General features: G+C 61.8%; 14 protein-coding genes. 6 read left to right on the forward strand and 8 right to left on the reverse strand.

Annotated features, from left to right (window positions below; genetic code table 11):
- Nucleotides 1–4: 4 nt before the first annotated feature.
- Nucleotides 5–1,219, reverse strand: coding sequence for an LL-diaminopimelate aminotransferase (locus EIH26_RS01645; protein WP_124060469.1), 1,215 nt, complete (start codon nt 1,217–1,219; stop codon nt 5–7).
- Between the two features lie 118 nt (nt 1,220–1,337).
- Nucleotides 1,338–2,051, reverse strand: a complete 714-nt coding sequence (locus tag EIH26_RS01650) for a TetR/AcrR family transcriptional regulator (RefSeq protein ID WP_124060470.1) — start codon at nt 2,049–2,051, stop codon at nt 1,338–1,340.
- Nucleotides 2,052–2,136: 85 nt separating this feature from the next.
- Between EIH26_RS01650 and EIH26_RS01655 the strand changes: the two genes are divergently transcribed.
- Entirely contained in the window at nt 2,137–3,375 is a 1,239-nt protein-coding gene (locus tag EIH26_RS01655; RefSeq protein WP_124060471.1) for an MFS transporter, read from the forward strand.
- Nucleotides 3,376–3,474: 99 nt separating this feature from the next.
- On the opposite strand, the gene EIH26_RS01660 is transcribed toward EIH26_RS01655, so the two are convergent.
- The 5 genes from EIH26_RS01660 to EIH26_RS01680 all read right to left on the reverse strand — a co-directional run bounded on the left by EIH26_RS01660 (nt 3,475) and on the right by EIH26_RS01680 (nt 9,317).
- Nucleotides 3,475–4,275 carry an MATE family efflux transporter gene (locus EIH26_RS01660; protein WP_206424651.1) on the reverse strand — a complete coding sequence of 267 codons (801 nt, stop codon included), beginning with the start codon at nt 4,273–4,275 and terminating at the stop codon, nt 3,475–3,477.
- 35 nt (nt 4,276–4,310) lie between these two features.
- The gene (locus EIH26_RS01665; RefSeq protein WP_370453762.1) at nt 4,311–4,778 is read right to left on the reverse strand and encodes a hypothetical protein; all 468 of its coding nucleotides are present in this window, start codon (nt 4,776–4,778) and stop codon (nt 4,311–4,313) included.
- A 41-nt stretch (nt 4,779–4,819) separates the two neighbouring features.
- Nucleotides 4,820–5,800, reverse strand: a complete 981-nt coding sequence (locus EIH26_RS01670) for a DMT family transporter (protein ID WP_164470943.1) — start codon at nt 5,798–5,800, stop codon at nt 4,820–4,822.
- Nucleotides 5,801–5,879: 79 nt separating this feature from the next.
- Nucleotides 5,880–7,373: a helix-turn-helix transcriptional regulator gene (locus EIH26_RS01675; RefSeq protein WP_124060473.1), complete on the reverse strand. Its 1,494-nt coding sequence runs from the start codon at nt 7,371–7,373 to the stop codon at nt 5,880–5,882.
- Between the two features lie 159 nt (nt 7,374–7,532).
- Nucleotides 7,533–9,317 carry an FAD-binding protein gene (locus EIH26_RS01680; RefSeq protein WP_124060474.1) on the reverse strand — a complete coding sequence of 595 codons (1,785 nt, stop codon included), beginning with the start codon at nt 9,315–9,317 and terminating at the stop codon, nt 7,533–7,535.
- 238 nt (nt 9,318–9,555) lie between these two features.
- Between EIH26_RS01680 and EIH26_RS01685 the strand changes: the two genes are divergently transcribed.
- Entirely contained in the window at nt 9,556–10,470 is a 915-nt protein-coding gene (locus tag EIH26_RS01685; protein ID WP_124060475.1) for an RsmB/NOP family class I SAM-dependent RNA methyltransferase, read from the forward strand.
- A gap of 19 nt (nt 10,471–10,489) precedes the next feature.
- Here the strand turns inward: EIH26_RS01685 and EIH26_RS01690 are convergent, their stop codons facing one another.
- Entirely contained in the window at nt 10,490–11,104 is a 615-nt protein-coding gene (locus EIH26_RS01690) for a TetR/AcrR family transcriptional regulator (RefSeq protein ID WP_124060476.1), read from the reverse strand.
- 553 nt (nt 11,105–11,657) lie between these two features.
- Between EIH26_RS01690 and EIH26_RS01695 the strand changes: the two genes are divergently transcribed.
- The 4 genes from EIH26_RS01695 (at nt 11,658) to EIH26_RS01710 (ending at nt 16,979) form a co-directional block, all read left to right on the forward strand.
- Nucleotides 11,658–12,713, forward strand: a complete 1,056-nt coding sequence (locus EIH26_RS01695) for a DMT family transporter (protein ID WP_124060477.1) — start codon at nt 11,658–11,660, stop codon at nt 12,711–12,713.
- Nucleotides 12,714–12,944: 231 nt separating this feature from the next.
- Nucleotides 12,945–13,751: a creatininase gene (locus EIH26_RS01700; RefSeq protein ID WP_124060478.1), complete on the forward strand. Its 807-nt coding sequence runs from the start codon at nt 12,945–12,947 to the stop codon at nt 13,749–13,751.
- 160 nt (nt 13,752–13,911) lie between these two features.
- Complete coding sequence (locus EIH26_RS01705) at nt 13,912–15,210, forward strand: MFS transporter (RefSeq protein ID WP_124060479.1); 1,299 nt, start codon at nt 13,912–13,914, stop codon at nt 15,208–15,210.
- A gap of 500 nt (nt 15,211–15,710) precedes the next feature.
- Nucleotides 15,711–16,979 (forward strand): RidA family protein, encoded by a 1,269-nt coding sequence (locus tag EIH26_RS01710; RefSeq protein WP_124060480.1) that lies wholly within the window; start codon nt 15,711–15,713, stop codon nt 16,977–16,979.
- Nucleotides 16,980–17,062 lie beyond the last annotated feature (83 nt).

Raw genomic sequence — 17,062 nt, forward strand, 5'->3', positions numbered from 1 at the left:
CAGGTTACATGGCGCGGATGCGCGCCACCGCCTCGACCGTCGCGGCGGCATCGCCGAACGCGGTGAGGCGCACGTACCCCTCGCCGTGCGGACCGAATCCGGCGCCGGGCGTGGTGATGACGTTCGCCTCTTCCAGAAGCTTGGTGAAAAATTCCCACGAGCCTGCGCCCTCGGGCGTCTTGCACCAAACATACGGGCTGTTCACCGCTCCATATACTTCAAATCCCGCAGCCTCCAGACCCTCTTTGATCACGCCTGCGTTCCGACGGTAGTACTCCAGCGTCTCCTCGATCTGACGGGCGCCCTCGGTCGTGTAGATCGCAGCCGCACCGCGCTGGATCACATACGACGCCCCGTTGAACTTGGTGGTCTGACGGCGATTCCACAGGGCGTTCAGGCTCTGGCCGTCTCGCTCGAGCTCCTTGGGCACCACCGTGTAACCGCAGCGCGCACCGGTAAAGCCGGCGGTCTTGGAGAACGAGCGGAACTCGATCGCGCAGGTTTTCGCGCCGGGAATCTCGAAGATCGAATGAGGAACGCCCTCTTCGACGATGAAGCGCTCGTAGGCTGCGTCGAACATGATGATCGAGCCGTTTTCGTTCGCATAATCGACCCAAGCGGACAGCTGTTCGCGGTTCAGCACCGTGCCGGTCGGGTTATTCGGCGAACACAGATAGATGACGTCGGCTTTCCGGGCGGGAAACTCGGGGCAGAAGCCGTTTTCCGCGGTAGTGGGCATGTAGACGATATCCGTCCAGCGCTCGGCCGCCGCGTCGTAGTCGCCCGCTCGGCCGCTCATGGCATTGGAATCGACATAGACGGGATACACCGGATCGCACACGGCAACGACGTTGTCCAGAGCCAGGATGTCGCCGATGTTGCCGCAGTCGCTTTTCGCGCCATCGGACACGAAGATCTCGTCCACGGCGATCTCGACGCCGCGCGCACGGAAATCGTGCTGGGCGATGGCCTCGCGCAGGAAGTCGTAACCCTGCTCGGGGCCGTATCCATGGAAGCGCTCGCTGGTGGCAAGGTCGTCAACCGCAGCATGCATCGCCTCGACGACGGCGGGGGCCAGCGGACGAGTGACGTCCCCGATGCCCATCTTGATCAACTTCGCTTCGGGGTGGGCTTCGGCATACGCCGACGTGCGCCGGGCTATTTCGGCGAATAGATAGCTGCCGGGAAGTTTGGCGTAGTTCTCGTTGACCCTGGCCATTAAGAGTCCTTTCACGTGCGGTTCGATGATGCCCCTATGGTATATCGAACCCCCGATCCCTTGGTTTCCATTTGCGAACGACGATGAAAACTCCGAACGGAGGGACTCGGATGCCGCCCTAGGCCCCGGACCCGCCGCCAAGCAACGTAGACTCGATACCGTTAAGGATAGAGCGCATGATCAGCCCGAAATACCGATCGCTCATCTCGTAGGGGCCGCCCGTCCTATCTTCTATGGACAGCGGCACGATGAACCCCTCCAGCAGCTCCAAGACGGCGGGCGAGCCATGCGCGCAGGAGCCGAGGCCGGCCGCCGTGTCGTCAAGGCTTACCCGCCGGTCTCGCTCGTTGGCGGAACGGTAGTCGCGAGCGGCAATCGCGCCGAGGGCAGTGTTGAAGATCATGGAGTACGCGAACGGGGTCATGTCGGCGAAACCCGCCTCGTGAAGCTTCTCGAAACCCACCTCGACCACGAACAGCAGCGACCGGGGAAAGCGCGTCATCTGCATGAGGCTGGCCACTCCGTTGTGGGCAAGCAGCACGCGGCGCAGGCTCACCGCAACCTCTATGTACCATTCCTTCCAGGGCAGCTGCGGATCGGGGCGCTCCACCAGACGACCCACCTCCTCAAGCACCCTCGACACCACGGCGTCCCTGTTCGGAAAATAGTGGTACGCAACCGACGGGGAAACGTCCAGCGCGGCGGCAAGGTCGCGCATGCTCCAGCCGTTTAAACCCCGCTCGGCGGTCAAGCCCAGCGCCGCAACCGCCACCTTGTCCTCGTCCAACCCTGCGCGCCGCCCCGTAGTCCCATCCCCCACTGCCACGTCCATCCCCCCCGGCAATTCCTTATTGACATCATAGAACATTGTTCTACTATACACTCGAACGCTGTTCTATACATACAAGGAGACCTCGATGAGCACCGAAACCGCAAGCCCCTCGAAACCCCCTGCCGCCGATGCGCGCACGTCGAACGCAGGACAGACCAAGATTCTGTTCGCCGTGGTGATCTTGGCCTATACGGGCCAGATGATCCTCAACCCCATCCTTGCCCCTCTTGCCAGAACCTTGGGAATGCAGGAATGGAGCGTCGGAGCCATCATATCGACGGCTGCGTTGATGTTCACCCTGTTCAGTCGCTTCTGGGGTCCGTATGCCCAGAAAGCGGGCGTCAAGCGCGTTTTGGCGATCTCGATGATGGGAGCCTGCATCGCTCTGGGAAGCTTCGCCGCGGTGGCGATCGCGGCCAACCGGGCGCTTATAGCCGGGTTCTGGCTTGTGTTCGGAGCCCTCGCGACCAGGGGCTTCCTTTACGGATGCTCGATCTCGGGCGTGATGCCGGCCGCACAGTACTATCTGGTGTCGAACTCCCACACCGAAGAGGAACGCGTCAAATCGGTAGGGGCCCTAGGGGCCATGAACGGATTCTCCGGAATCCTGGGATCTATCGCGGGCGGCATCCTGTCGATGATCGGAGGGCTGATGCTTCCCTTGGTCGTGATGCCGTTCATGATGCTGGCCGCCTTCGCCGTGGTGGTTCTGGCATTCAACCCCGAAGCAACCCGGGCGCAGGAAAACCGTCCCCGCAAAGTGCGCTACTTCGACCGACGCGTGCTGCCCTTCCTGCTTGTGGGCTTCACCCTGCTCCTGACGTTTTCCTCCATCCAATCCGTGTTCGGCTTCATGATCCAGGACCAGCTGGAACTCGATGCCGCCCAGACCGCCGCCTACACGGCGGCCTTGATGATTCTCACCTCCGTGATCATGATCCTGTTCCAGGGAGTTATAGCGCCGCGCTTGAAGCTATCCGCCCGCAGCATGCTGCGCACGGGTATGGGCCTGGTCACCGCCGGTTGCGCGCTGTTTCTTGCGGCGTCCACGCTTCCCCTGATCGTCGCGGCGTGCACCTTGATGGGAGCCGGATGCGGGTTCGCCATGCCCGGATACAACGTCGGTCCCACCCTCAACGTCGAACCCGAAGAGCAGGGAGGGCTTGCGGGACTGATCATGTCGAACAACGGCCTTACCTACATCATCGCACCGCTGCTTTCCACGTCTCTGTACGGCCTGAGTTCCGCAGCGCCTTTCGCGCTGAGCCTCGCGCTGGTTGCCGCAGGATTCGTCTTGTGCCTGGTGCATCCAAGGCTGCGCTAGACGCAGTTTCGGGTACGCCGCTTCCTGTGAAGCGCGTACAGCACCGCCATGCACGCCGAGGTGGCCGCCCAGGTGATCGGGTACACGGCGGCCACCGCCTCAACCGAAACGGCGCGCCGTCAACAGCGCAAGCAAGACTGTGCGAACCACGCAGATGTTGGCCACCACGACGACCATCGGCCCGAACGTCGTGCCGTAACCGCGCAGCGCATCCCCCAGCACCTGATGGAACACGTACAGAACGTAGAAGGGAAACGTCACGCCGATGATGCGCAGCCCCGTCTCGATGACTGCGGGGTTCTCGTCGAACACCCAGAACGCCCAGCGTCCAACCGACAGCATCAGGGCGGAAAGACCCAAAGTCGCCGCAAGGGCCAAAGCCAAAGAGATGCGGATCCCCTGCCTGCATCGGCCCTCGCGGCCCGCTCCGTGGTTTTGGGCGACAAAGGTGGTTGTGGTCTGGCCCAATGCCACGATCAGATAGAACATGGGCAGCTCGACCTTGAAGTACGTTGCGAACGCCGCAACGGTATCGACTCCCATGAGGTTGATCTGGTACTGCACGAACACGTTGGAAAGCGAGATGGCGAACGCCTGGATCCCGATGGGAAAGCCGACCGCCAACATGGAGCGGATCTGCCCGAAATCGATGCAGGAGGCAGCCTTGCCCACCGCGCCGAACCCGCCCTCGTCGAACAACCTTTTCGCAACCAGCCCCGCCGCAACCAGGTTCGACAGCAGCGTGGCCAGCGCCACGCCTTCGACCCCGGTTCCCAGCACACAAAGAAACAGCCAGTTGGCAGCGATATTCATCGCCTCGCCAACCGCCTGGGCGATCATGGGCGTGGACGAGTCCCCCAACGCGCGGGAGGCGCCTGCGCACAGGTTGTACAGCGGCACCGCGATAAGCACCGTGCAGACCACCGACGAGAGCGTCAGGAGAAGCGTCGCCGGAAGCTTGGAGGCAAACGTGGAGAACGCGGGCTTTCCGACACGTAGCTATCGCCCATATCGCCGGTCAGAAGCCCTCCCAGCCAGTTTGCGTACTGCACGAGAAAGGGCTTGTCAAGGCCCAGCTGGGCCTTCCTCTGGTCGATCTCGGCCCGGGAAATCGCAGCGCCCTGGTTTTCAATTAAAGCCGTAACCGCATCGCCTCCGGCCAGATGCATCATGCCGAACGACAGCAGGGTGATTCCCAGCAGAATGGGGATCAGCTGCAGCAACCTTCGCGCAACGTATCTTTTTCCAGGCGCGGCGCTCGAAGCCCGCCATCTCGTCGCGAATCCCGTTGGAATAGCTGGGAGCGCGCACGTCCCAGTACCTCGATATCTCCTGCGTATCGATGGCCGCAGAATGCGCTTGCCGGTCGCGCCCCGTAGGCAATCCCTGATTGCAGGCCATATATTGGCGCCTTCCCCATGATACGAAACTACGTTTCATCACACTAGCAGAGCGGCGGCCTCTCGTCCAGAACGCCGTCGTCCGGAGACGACGAGCCGAACGACGGTCCGCGCATCAGCCTGCGCGGCCTATCGGGAAGCGCGACCACGGCAAGCATGACCACGATGAAAAACGCACCGGCCGCATCGAAGCCCGTCACCGCCGTACCCAGCAAAAGCGTGGTGAACACCAGGGCGGCTACGGGCTCTATGCCGGTAAGCAGCCCGGCCACCACCGGACCGGCCTCGCGCAGACCCCGTAAAAACAGCGGATAGGGCAGCACCACGCCCAAAAGCACCGACCCCAGGATACCCGCGATAGCGCCCATGTCGGCGGGAACGATAGAGCCAACCGGATGCAGGAAGATAAGCGCGGCCACCGCGCCCACCATGATGCTGGGGGCCGTTACCGCAACCCCGTTCCATTTCTTCATAAGGTAGGTGGGAAGCAGCACGTAGGCGGCAAGGGTCACCATGCTCAAAACCCCCCAGAACAGACCCTGCGGACTAAGCGCCAGGCCGCTAAGATCGCCCTGCGTGCAGATGAGGGTCATGCCCACCGTACCCAGAACAATGGCCGTCAGCTCGCGCTTGCGCGGAAGGCGGCGCTCCATCAGACAGGCGTATCCGATGACCACCACGCTTCCCAGCTGCTCCATGAGCGTGGCGATGCCCGCCGTGTTGATCGCGATGGACATGATATAGGTGAACTGGCATCCGAAGCAGCCGAACACCCCGTACAGCACCAGGTCGATGACGGCGTTGCGGTTCGTAAGGATGCTCTTCAGCTGATCGCGCATGGTGACCAGGCACACCGCCATGAGGATGGCCGCGCTCAGCACCAGGCGAACGCACACAACCAGATGGGGATCCATGCCGTGCTCCTGCGTGAGGTACTGCACGCAGGTACCCGAGAACGCCCAGCACAGCGCTCCCGCCAGAATGCACGCCACGCCCAGCGCCTTGTTGCTTCCCGCTGCCTCCATGCCTCGCACCTCCGCTCTCGTAAAGCCGATCATCCCCGTTTCGCGCCTTTTGCGACGCACGCGGTCGAACCGCGTAACGCTACGATCCCATCTCCAGCAGGCGCATGATCTCGGCCCTGCTGTGCACGCCGCACTTCTCGTAGATGTGCCGCACGTGAGTTTTCACCGTTGAAGAGCTGATGACCAGGGATTCCTGGATGTACTTCGACCCATGGCCCGTCACCCACAGCAAGAAGATCTCCTTTTCCCGCTGGGTGAGGCCGTAGATCTCAGCCATCTCCTCAAGATGGTCTCCCATCGAGCGGCCCAGCCTGCGCTCGGCACGCTCGCGCTCAACCTTGCTGGGAGCCTCGAACACCAGAAGCGTGTCTTGGCTTTCGAACATAAAACCCGTCACCAGCATAAGCGCGAAAATCCCCGCCACCGCGAACGGCACCACCATATCGACCAGCAGCCACGCCGACAGCTGCCCGGCGAACATACCGCCCTGCACGGCCAGCCGCCCGATGGCAAACACCAGAAACGCCGGGGTGCGCGTAGTCCGCGCGATGTCGGCCAGCAGAATCCATGAGAGGATTTCGATAACCACCTGGATGCCCGTCATCAAAGGGGCGATGAGGGCCACGTACTCGTGACCGAAAATGGCCACCATCAGAAGAGCGCTGCCCAGAAGCGGCAGCGTTATCTTGTAGGCCGTCCCCAAACTGGCGTTCTCCCCTTGGAAAAGCGCCCCCCACACCACGAACGCCGCCACCACCGCGATGGTCAGACCCGCCGTCCACTCGAATCCGAAAACGCCCGATCGATCGAACGAGGCCACGTACACGCGCGCACCGCCGTACACGAACATGACCGCCGCCAAGCCAAGCGCAACCCTCCACGGCAAGCCCGAAAGCGGCATGAGCGAAAAGCGGGAGGCCCGCTGGCTTTGCGACGCGACGGCGCCGTCCGCCCCCTCCCCATCGGCTTCGACGGGACCCAGATAACTGCAGATCTTCTGGGGCTCTGGATACAGCACGGCCGCCAACAGGGGAAGCGCCGTGGTGACGGCGCCCGTCGCAGCCTCGGGCATAAGCAGCCCCGCATAGTAGATAACGTGCGCGAATCCGAACGAAGCGGCGGTCGCGAACACGATGTTGCGCGCCGACAGCGTGCTGAACAGCCGACCCCAAAAGATTACCAGCCACACCGAAGCGACCCCCGAAACGACGGCGCCGACCAGCATCAACGGCAGGGGCACGCGATCGCCGAACGCATAGCACGCCGTTCCCGCCGCCATCAGCGCCCCCGCAACCGCCAACTGCGCGCGCCTCTCGAACAGCCTGCGAGAGCGCCGCGAGAACGCGATGACGACTCCGTAAAGCGCAACGCCCGCGATCATGGATGCCAGGTGCACGTACACCAGGTTCAGATGCGTGGAGAGCACGGGGTTGACGGACGACGACGCGTTGAAGGACAGGTACACCCATGCCCAGTAGAAGCAGAAACCGAACACCTGGGTGGCCGGAAGCAGCGACCGCACCGGCGCGCGATCGCCCCTTCCCCGCTCCTCGATGATTTCCCGCGACGCCATACCTTCTCTTCCATGCGTATTTCAGACAAATTCTGCCATCATTATCATAACGCAGGACGGCCCCGTCAAACGGGGCCGTCCTCGCCAGACCGGGGGGCTAACGCCCGGTTCGATGGGAGCGTCGCTTCAGGGAGGGGAGAAGCGCGCGTCCGGGAAAAGCTACTTGCGCGCTGCGGCGTTTTCCCCCGCGATGCGGCCGAAGGTGATGCACATGCCCATGCTAAGCCCCTTCATGGAAATGGGGTATTCCACCGCGAAGCGTCCGCCCTGCGGGCCTCCGGCTACGTACAGGCCCTCGATCTGCTGGCCCTCCTTGGTGAACACGTGGCAGTCCTCGTCGGACACCACGCCGCCCAAAGCGCCCAGGTTCAGCGCCGGCGTGCACTTGGCCGCATAGAACGGGGCCTTGTCCAAGGCGAACAGGCGCTGGGAAGACTTGCCGAAGTCGGTATCCTTGCCGGCGGCGGCCAGCTCGTTGTAGCGCTGAATGGACTTCTTGGCTGTCTGGGCGTCCATGCCGGAGATCTTCGACAGCAGCTCGTCGATGGTATCGGCCTTGATGCAGCGGCCGTCGGCCACGGCGGCCTCCAGATCGGCGGGGGTGCGCACGTTGATCTTCAGGCCGTTGGCGGTATAGGCGGGAAGCTCGTCCTCGCGGTAAATGCAGGCGATGCCGTGAGCTGCGGGGAAGTACTTCAGCTGCTCGGGCCAGGCGGAGTCGAACAGCTGGTAGCACTCGCGACCGGGCTGCAGCTCAACCTGGTTCTCCAACTGCTGGCCGGGCAGATCCTCGTTCATGAAGCGCTTGCCGTGCAGGTTCAGCCATAGATAGCCGTTGGCGCCCATAACGCCGCGCCCGTCAGCTCCGGCGCCTCCGCCCATATGGTGGATCATGGGCGCGTGCCACTGCTCGATAGCCGCCCCGGCCCAGGCCGCCATCTTATGTCCGTCGCCCACGTTCACCGGCTTGCCCTGGGAATCCATGGTGATGCAGAGGGTTCCCACGCCGTTTTCCACCGTCTCGGGCGCATAGAACCTCATCATATCCTCGTTGCCCAGGTAGTCCCCCGTGGTGAGCACGACACTTCGAGCCGTTGCCTTCACGTACTTGCCGGACGCGTCGTCTTTGGCGTACACGCCGGTGACCTTGCCGTTTTCAGAGATCAGCTTGACCGCGGGACACGAATAGCGAACCTCGGCGCCCTTATCCAGCGCAACCTGAAGGTTGTCTTCCTGAACCTTCTTCAAATTGCTGAACGTGATGGACGTGGGATAGCACGGAAGGTCCTCGCGGGTCCAGTCGTAGGTTTCGGGCATGGGGTAGAAGAAGGGAGCGATGTAGTTCGCCTGCTTGTCGGCCGGAATCTCGGACCAGGTCTCGTCGGCGATGTAGGCATCCTTGCTGGCCTCGATGAACCAGTCCAGGGTCGCCCCCGACTCGTTCGCCCAGCGCTCGATGACGCCGAAGCGCGTATGGTAGCTGCCTTCGGCCATGTGGCGGTTCACGATCATGGTCTTGTCGAGGAAACCGTCGCCGCGACCCCACTTGCCCATCGTGCTGCCGCCCAAAGCGGCGATGTCGCTGGCGACCGAGGTGAGGGCGGGGGCCTTTTCGAAGCACAGGACCTTGGCGCCCGCCTCGGCGGCGGCACGTGCGGCGGCCGGTCCCGAAGCGCCCAGACCCACCACGATCACGTCGGCTTCAAGCGTCTCGGAAACTTCGGAGTCGCTTATGGAGGGAGCTTCGCCCAGCCACGTGAGGTTGCCGGTTCCGTCAAATCCGGCGGTTCCGCCGGCCACAGACGAGGCCGACTCGGCCGCAGCCTTCTCGCCCTTTGCCTTCGGAGTGCAACCCGCAAGCCCCCATGCCGCAGCGCCGGCCGCCGCTACGCCGGATGCCGCCAGAAATCCGCGACGGCTGATGCCCTTTGAAAACTCTGCCATGTTCGCACGTCCCTTCCCTAGGAATCCCGCAGCGCCGCCGAATCCGCGTGTTCGCGTTTGCGGTGCCGCCCGTCCGGCCGAACCCGGATCGGTTACTCATGAGGCCATCATGCCCGTCCCGCACCGCTGCGCCACCGACCCAAAAGGCTTAATTTGCGCAGCCGAGCCCTCGACCAAAAGGGGTGAGGTATGCTTTCATCTGGTTCGTTACCCAAATTCGACGAAGAAACGAGAGCACATGCCCATCCCCGCTTTCCTGGAACCGCTTCTTGCGCGGCAATACGGAGCCAACATCGCTTCGGCCATCATCGAGGGTTATTCCGCAAGGCGGGCGGTAACGCTGCGCGCCAACACCCTGCTGTCCGATCGCAGCGCCGTCGTCGCGGCGCTCGATGAGGCGGGCATCGAATGGGAGCCCCTTACGTGGTACGGCGACGCCTTCGTTCTTCCCCGGGCACGAGAGCGCGACGTATGGGATCTTCCGGCCTACGGGGAGGGGCGCCTGTATCTGCAAAGCCTCTCGTCGATGATCCCCCCGCTGGTCCTCGCAGCGCGCGCAGGAGAAGATATCTGCGACATGTGTGCCGCCCCCGGAGGCAAGACCACGCAGATCGCGGCGCTCACCGGCACCGGCGCCCGCATCACCGCCTGCGAGCTGCATGCGCCGCGCGCCGACAAGCTGGAGTTCAACCTGAACCGCCAGAAAGCGCGCAACGTCACGGTTATGCGCACCGATGCGCGGCAGATGGACGACTTCTTTTCGTTCGACCGCATTCTGCTTGACGCCCCCTGTTCGGGGTCGGGGACGCTCAGCACCGCCGATCCGCGCGCCGAAGATCGCTTCACGCCGCACCTCATCGAAAAGTCGCGCAAGTCGCAGCGGGCCCTGTTCGACAAAGCGCTGAAGCTGCTGAAACCAGGCGGCACGCTGGTGTATTCCACCTGCTCTGTTCTACGGGAGGAAAACGAGGCGATCGTGGAGGCGGGGCTGCAACGCGCGCCGCGCGACCGCGCCTTCGCCGTCAAACCCATCGAACTGCCCGAATCCGGCGACATGCCCCGGCTGCCCGTCGGCATAGAAGGTGCCCTGTGCCTTGCGCCCACCGATCGGTACGAGGGGTTCTTCGTAGCGAAGATCGTCCGCACGCACTGAGTGAGAAGGCGGCGGAGCCTTAGTGGAACAACCCCAGAACCGAGGATCCATCGGGCACGTACTGGTCGAGCTGAAGCGCCCTGAACAGACGGTCGGGAACGAGACTGACCAGGTCGTCGGTCCATCGAACCAGATCGGTGGGCTGGTCCGACCTGAACCAGTCGTTTAAGACCTCGCACTCGAGCTTCGAGAAGATCTCCACGATGAAGCGCATATTGTCGTTCACCTCGACGTGGCGGTAGTTCTCGAGGGTGTCCATCAGCACGACCTTGCGGTTCTCGGGCATCACCGTCTGTCCGAACGGCGTGTTGATGCTGTACTGAATGGACTTGCGGTAGAAGTCGCGCTCTTGGTTGATCAGGCGCAGATGGTGGTAGTACCCGGTTTTCCAGTCGATTGAGCGACCGATTTCGTTCAGGTAGAACTGCCGGCAGAAAATGGAGTGCCACCAGGGGATGTCGTACTTGCTTTGGAAATGGCGGTAGAAGGCCTGGCGTGAGATTCCCGCGTTCTTGCATATCTCGGTAATCGTGATTCGATCGAGCGGCCTGTCCACCGCATGAAGGATGCGCATCTTCATGCGCAGCTCAGGCGAACTGAAAATGTCTTCCCCACGAGCAAGATCTGGAAGCATGATTCCCCCAATCTCTCCGCAACAGTCAACGTGTTCGTTACCGACAACAGCAACACTTTTCGAGCCTCGTCCATCATAGCGTTACATTCCAAATTGACAGTTCAGCGTCACGGTACTTTTGCCCCCATCTGTTCCAATTAATAGACAAATAGATACCCTATGTCCACTATTCGTAGCATTTCCCCTCCAACGACCTTTGATGCAATGGTTTACGCACGCCATCATTGCTTTACGGAAAAGAACGGAAGGCTTCTCCCGATCGAGTCTGCAACGGTTTTTCAAGCAGCAGACATCGAGAAGAAAGGCGAACGAGCGACCGCGTTAGCTCTGAAAGCCTCGGATGCCTGGTGACAGTAAACCCCCTTGCCAGGCGTCCGGGCCTTTCAGAACCAGACACAGTACCTTGTGCGCACCGCGCACATCCGCCGATCTAACAGACGAATACGAAAAGATACGCACGGACACCCACTCGGGTTTATATTCCCGCACTCCTGAGGCCCTAATAGCAGCGCTGCTTTTGGCAATAGAACGGTTACCAACCAAGGAGGGATACATGAACGAACGAGCTAAATACAAGCTCATCGGCTTTATCATGATGTTCGGCTCATCTTCGTTGATGGGCGGTATCGGGGCTTTCGCACGGTTCATCGACGCACCAGGCGATTTCGTATCTTTCTGGCGCAACTTTGCAGGGCTCCTCGCACTTTCTTTAATTTTCCTGTTCATAGGCGGATTCAAAAAAGTCCGGGAAACCCGCTTCTCCGGCACGATGCTGCTATCGGGCATCTTCCTGGGTCTGCTGTCAGGGCTGTACTGCCTGTCCACCCAGTACACAACGCTGGCGAACGCATCGTTTCTCATCTACACCGGCCCGATCTACTCGACCGTGCTGGCGGCCATCTTCCTGAAGGAGAAGCTGAACATCAAGGGCATCCTGTGCATCGTGGCCGTGGTTGTGGGCATGCTGTTCATCGTGGGCATCATCACGCCCGAAGGCCTCACGCTCGACCTCGATCCGAAGTACTCGTTCGGCAACGCCATCGCCTTCGCATCCGGCGTCGCCTACGGCCTGTACCTGTTCTTCTCGCGCTATCGCGAGGATTGCGACTCCAACGTTCGTTCCTGGTGGAACTTCCTGTTCGGGTCCCTGTCCATCGTCGTGCTGATGATATGGCACCATTTCTTCCTCCAGCCCCTGTCCTACACCGAGAAGATCGGCGGCGTGACCCAGTTCGACGCCGACGGCCAGATCGTCACCCATGCCTGGAACCTGTTCACCATGCCCGCCTCGTCCTGGGTCGTGCTGATCGCCGCAGCCCTCATCACGGGATTCGGCGCATTCTACCTGCTCACGCATGCTACTAAGCGCCTGAAGGCCGGCGAGCTGGCCGCCATCTCGTACCAGGAGACCATCATGGCGTCGTTCCTGGGCCTACTCATGTTCGGCGAGACCATGACCGTCTTCCAGATCATCGGCGGCACCCTGATCGTCGTCGGCGGCGTGGCGCAGATCTTCTTCTCTACCAGCGCGGCTGGAAAGGAAGGCAACGCAGAAGCCCTGCCCGACAAGCAGTCGGACGGGCAGGGGGCCGGCCCCGCGCAAGCCTAGGGCTCGCCCCCGAAGCGGGCGATAGGCGCGAAGCGATCGCCGACCAAGAAACCCGGCGCGCCGCAACTCCCGCACCTCGCCCGCTTTCTTCAATCCTCAACCTCTCGTTTTCCCCTGTACCGAGCGATCGCGCGACTCGGCCTGGCATCGTGCACCCTTAACGGCAAGCCCGAAAGCCAAGGCCTCGGTAAACCCGCTTCAAGCGATCGCAGTTTTCCTAGGAGGTCAATCATGAAAAGCACCGTCTATATGGAAGAGATGGACGCCTTCACCTACCGCGAAAAGTTCGAGCGCGACGTGGTGATGTTCGTTCCCGCCGGAGCCCTCGAGCAGCACGGTTCCCACATGGCGATGTGCGTCGATGCCGCATTGACGAAGTCGATGGCGGGCGCAACCGCCGAGGCGTTGACGAAATCGACCGGGGGCGCTGTCCAGGGAATCGTAGCCGCACCGATCAACTACGGCTACCGATCCCAGCAGCGCTCCGGCGGCGGCTTCCACCTCACCGGAACCACCAGCCTGCGCGGCACGACCCTCATCGCACTGGCCCGCGACATCGTCTTCAGCCTCATCGCCCAGGGCGCTCGCAAAATCGTGCTGATGAACGGGCACTACGAGAACTTCCAGTTCATCTTCGAAGGAGCCGAGCTGGCCCTTGAGGACGCCCGCGCGAACGGCATCGACGACGTGAAGATCCAGCTTCTGTCGTACTGGGATTTCATCGACGAGAAAACCATCGAACAGCTCTACCCCGAAGGATTCACGGGATGGGATCTCGAGCATGCGGGCGTCATGGAGACGTCGCTGATGCTGCTGTTCTACCCCGACCTGGTCGACCTCGGCAAGGCGGACGATCCGCTGTATCGCGACCTTCCCGCCGTGCTGCCCAACTACGACGTGCTGCCCATCATCCCCGAGTACACGCCTCCTTCAGGATGCCTGTCCTCGCCCTCCGCGTCGTCGGTTGAAAAGGGCATCATTCTGCGCGACGTGGCCGTACGCAACATGGTAGACGCCATCAAGCGCGAATTCGCCTAACCCGACATCCGCACAAGAAGGCCCTCCGACGCATGGCGCAGAGGGCCTTCGTCGAAAGGAGCGACATGACCCCCATCTGCAATGCGCGTTCGGCTTCCGCGCTTAACGAAGTCGTCTGTTTTCGAGGGGATTTCCATGAAATCCCAGAAAGGAGACTGCCATGAGCGACCATGAGACACCGAAAGTCCCGTTCAAGGTAGCACTATCATCGTTTTTGGGGAACTTCATCGAATGGTTCGACTATGCCACCTACGCGTACTTCGCCATCACCATCGGTATCGTGTTCTTCCCCGAATCGGAGGTCAACTCCACGCTTCTGGCGTTCGCCGTGTTCGCCATCTCGTTCATCTTCCGGCCGTTGGGCGCGGCGTTCTGGGGAAGCCTAGGCGACAAGAAGGGCCGCAAATGGTCGCTTTCCATGTCGATCTTCCTCATGACCGGCGCCGCATTCCTCATCGGATGCCTGCCCACGTTCGAGACGCTGGGCATCCTCTCGCCCATCCTGCTGGTATGCCTACGCAGCATCCAGGGATTCTCCGCCGCAGGCGAGTATTCCGGAGCAGCCGTGTTCCTGGCCGAGTACGCTCCGCCCGAGCACCGCGGCAAATACTGCTCGCTCGTTCCCGCCTCGACCGCCTCAGGTCTGTTCGCCGGTTCGACCATGGCGCTGCTCATCAAGCTGCTGCTTCCCGAATCCGACGTGATCTCGTGGGGCTGGCGCATCCCGTTTCTCCTGGCCGGGCCCTTGGGTCTCATCGCCCACTACATCCGCACCAAACTTGAGGATTCCCCCGCCTTCGAGCATATGGCGGCCAACACCAACCGCACCGCCCAGGCGCCCCGACCCAGCCGCCTGGTGTTCAAGAAGTACGGGAGCCGCCTGCTGTCCAGCATCGCCGCCACCATGGTGAACTCCGTCGGATTCTATCTGGTGCTCACCTATCTTCCCACCTATCTCACCAGCTATGTGGGAATCCAGGCGGCTCCCGCCCAGCTTGCCACCGATATCGCCCTGGTAGCCTACATCCTCATCGTCCTCGGCGCCGGCAAGGTGTCCGACATCGTGGGTCGCAAACGGATGCTCCTGGGTGCCTGCGTAGCCTTCATCGTGCTCAGCATTCCGGCGTTCACCCTGCTGGGAACCGGATCACTTCCCGTGATCATCGCCGCTCAGCTGGTCTTGTGCGTGACGCTTTCCATCAACGACTCCAACATCGCCTGCTACCAAGCCGAGATGTTCCCCACCGAAGTGCGCTACACCGGCGCCGCGCTCGGATCGAACATCGCCTACGTCATCTTCGGCGGAACGGCCTCCTTCGTCGCCACCGCGCTTATCGACGCGACCGGCGACGGCATGGCACCCGCCTACTACATGATGGGCATCTGCGTGGTCGCGGGAATCATCCTCTTGCTTACCGCACACGACTACAACGGCGTCCACCTCAACGACATCGAATAGGGCTCAAATAGGCGAAGCGACCGCTTGAGACGGCGGCCTCGATACGGGGCCGCCGTCCGAGTCGCAAACCCCGGCTCATGAGGTGCGATCGCGCGCGAGGCCGAAAGGCCCCGCGCGCGTCGATAGGCCCTTCGATTCGCCCGCGGCGCACACAGAATGCCGCACAACCCGAAACGGCATTCAATCGGTAAGCGGTAGTTGCCCTTTTTTGGATGTTTTTATTTCTACGCTGAATTTTTATGCATTTTTTATCTATGTTTTTCACTTATGCTTATATTCGTATCAATGAATGCGTATACCTGCCAGGTAATTTGCAAAACGTATCAAAACCGTTTCCCGCAGACGCTACAATGATGCTCCCCCAAAAGATGCCCAGCTATCGTCCTTCGACGCTCATCGCCAGACAATAGCGGGCTTCATCTTGGGAAACGGCGCGGCACTCGCCTGAAGGCAGGTTCGCTGCGCAACGAAACGAAGGAAAACCATCCGAAGGAGGCACCATGAGCGGCGATAACGTAGTAGTTGCACGCAACACCCAGAATGCACCGGTCAACCCCCTGTACGCGCAGACCGCAGCATTCTCTCATTACAACAACCTTTCGGCCCAGCTGCCCGTCGATCCGGCAACCGGCAAAGTCGTCGAGGGCGGCATCGAGGCTCAGGCCGTCCAGTGCTTCAAGAACATCAAGGCCGTTGTCGAGAGCATCGACCATGTGATGAACGACATCGTCCGCATCACCGTGTTCGTGAAGGACCTCAAGAACATGGACGCGGTCGACGCCGTGTACCGTCAGTTCTTCCCCACCTACGTTCCCTCCCGCACCGTGGTTGCCGTCGCGGCTCTCCCGCTTGACGCCGACATCCAGGTCGAAGCGCTCGTTTCCAACGGCGAGGGCACCATCCCCAACGCTCCTCAGGCCGGCGACCTGCTGAAGTACACCAACAACACCGCCGCTGCGCCCCTGTGCGCGCTGTCCACCCAGAGCGTGGCCTTCTCGCACTACAACAACATCACCGCGCAGCTGCCCATCGACCCCGTTACCGGCCAGATCGTCGTCGGCGGCGTGAAAGAGCAGGCGGCTCAGTGCCTCAAGAACATCAAGTCGATCTTGACCAGCATCGACGTGCCCTTCGACGATATCGTCAAGGTGAACGTGTTCCTGAAGGACCTCGCCGACCTCGATGCGGTGAACGAGTCCTACACCCGCTTCTTCCCCGACTCGGGTATCGCCCGCGCGGTGGGTTACATGCCCGCACGCACGGTCGTTGAAGTGATCGACCTTCCCCTGCATGCGCTGGTGCAGATCGAGGCCGTAGTCTCCCACGGCGACGGCACGCCTCCCCAGGCTGTCGAAGACCGCCATGGCCTCATCGTCGAAGCCAGCAGCAATGCTCAGGCCCCCGCAAGCGCGCTTTCGAGCCAGACCGTTGCCTTCTCCCACTACAACAACATCTCGGCTCAGCTGGGCATCGACCCCGCAACCGGCGCGCTTGTGAGCGGCGGCACCAAGGCCGAAGCCGAGCAGTGCTTCAAGAACATCAAGGCCATCATCGAAAGCGTCGACCATGTGATGGAAGACGCCGTGAAGGTGAACATCTTCCTGAAGGACCTTGCCGACCTCGACGCCGTTGACGAAGTATACGCCGCGTTCTTCCCCCAGGCGCAGGCAGCCCGCCGCGTTGTGGGCGTCAACGCCCTGCCGATGGATGCGCACGTCCAGATCGACGCCATCTTCGGAAACGCCGAGGGCACGCCTCCGGTGAAATAGCCCGATCACGCACGCCCCCTTTTGCGCAAGCCCCGCTGTCGTATCGACAGCGGGGCTTGTTTCGTGCAGGGCATCCAAAGATC

The organism is Gordonibacter sp. Marseille-P4307 (assembly GCF_900604965.1).
GTDB lineage: Bacteria > Actinomycetota > Coriobacteriia > Coriobacteriales > Eggerthellaceae > Berryella.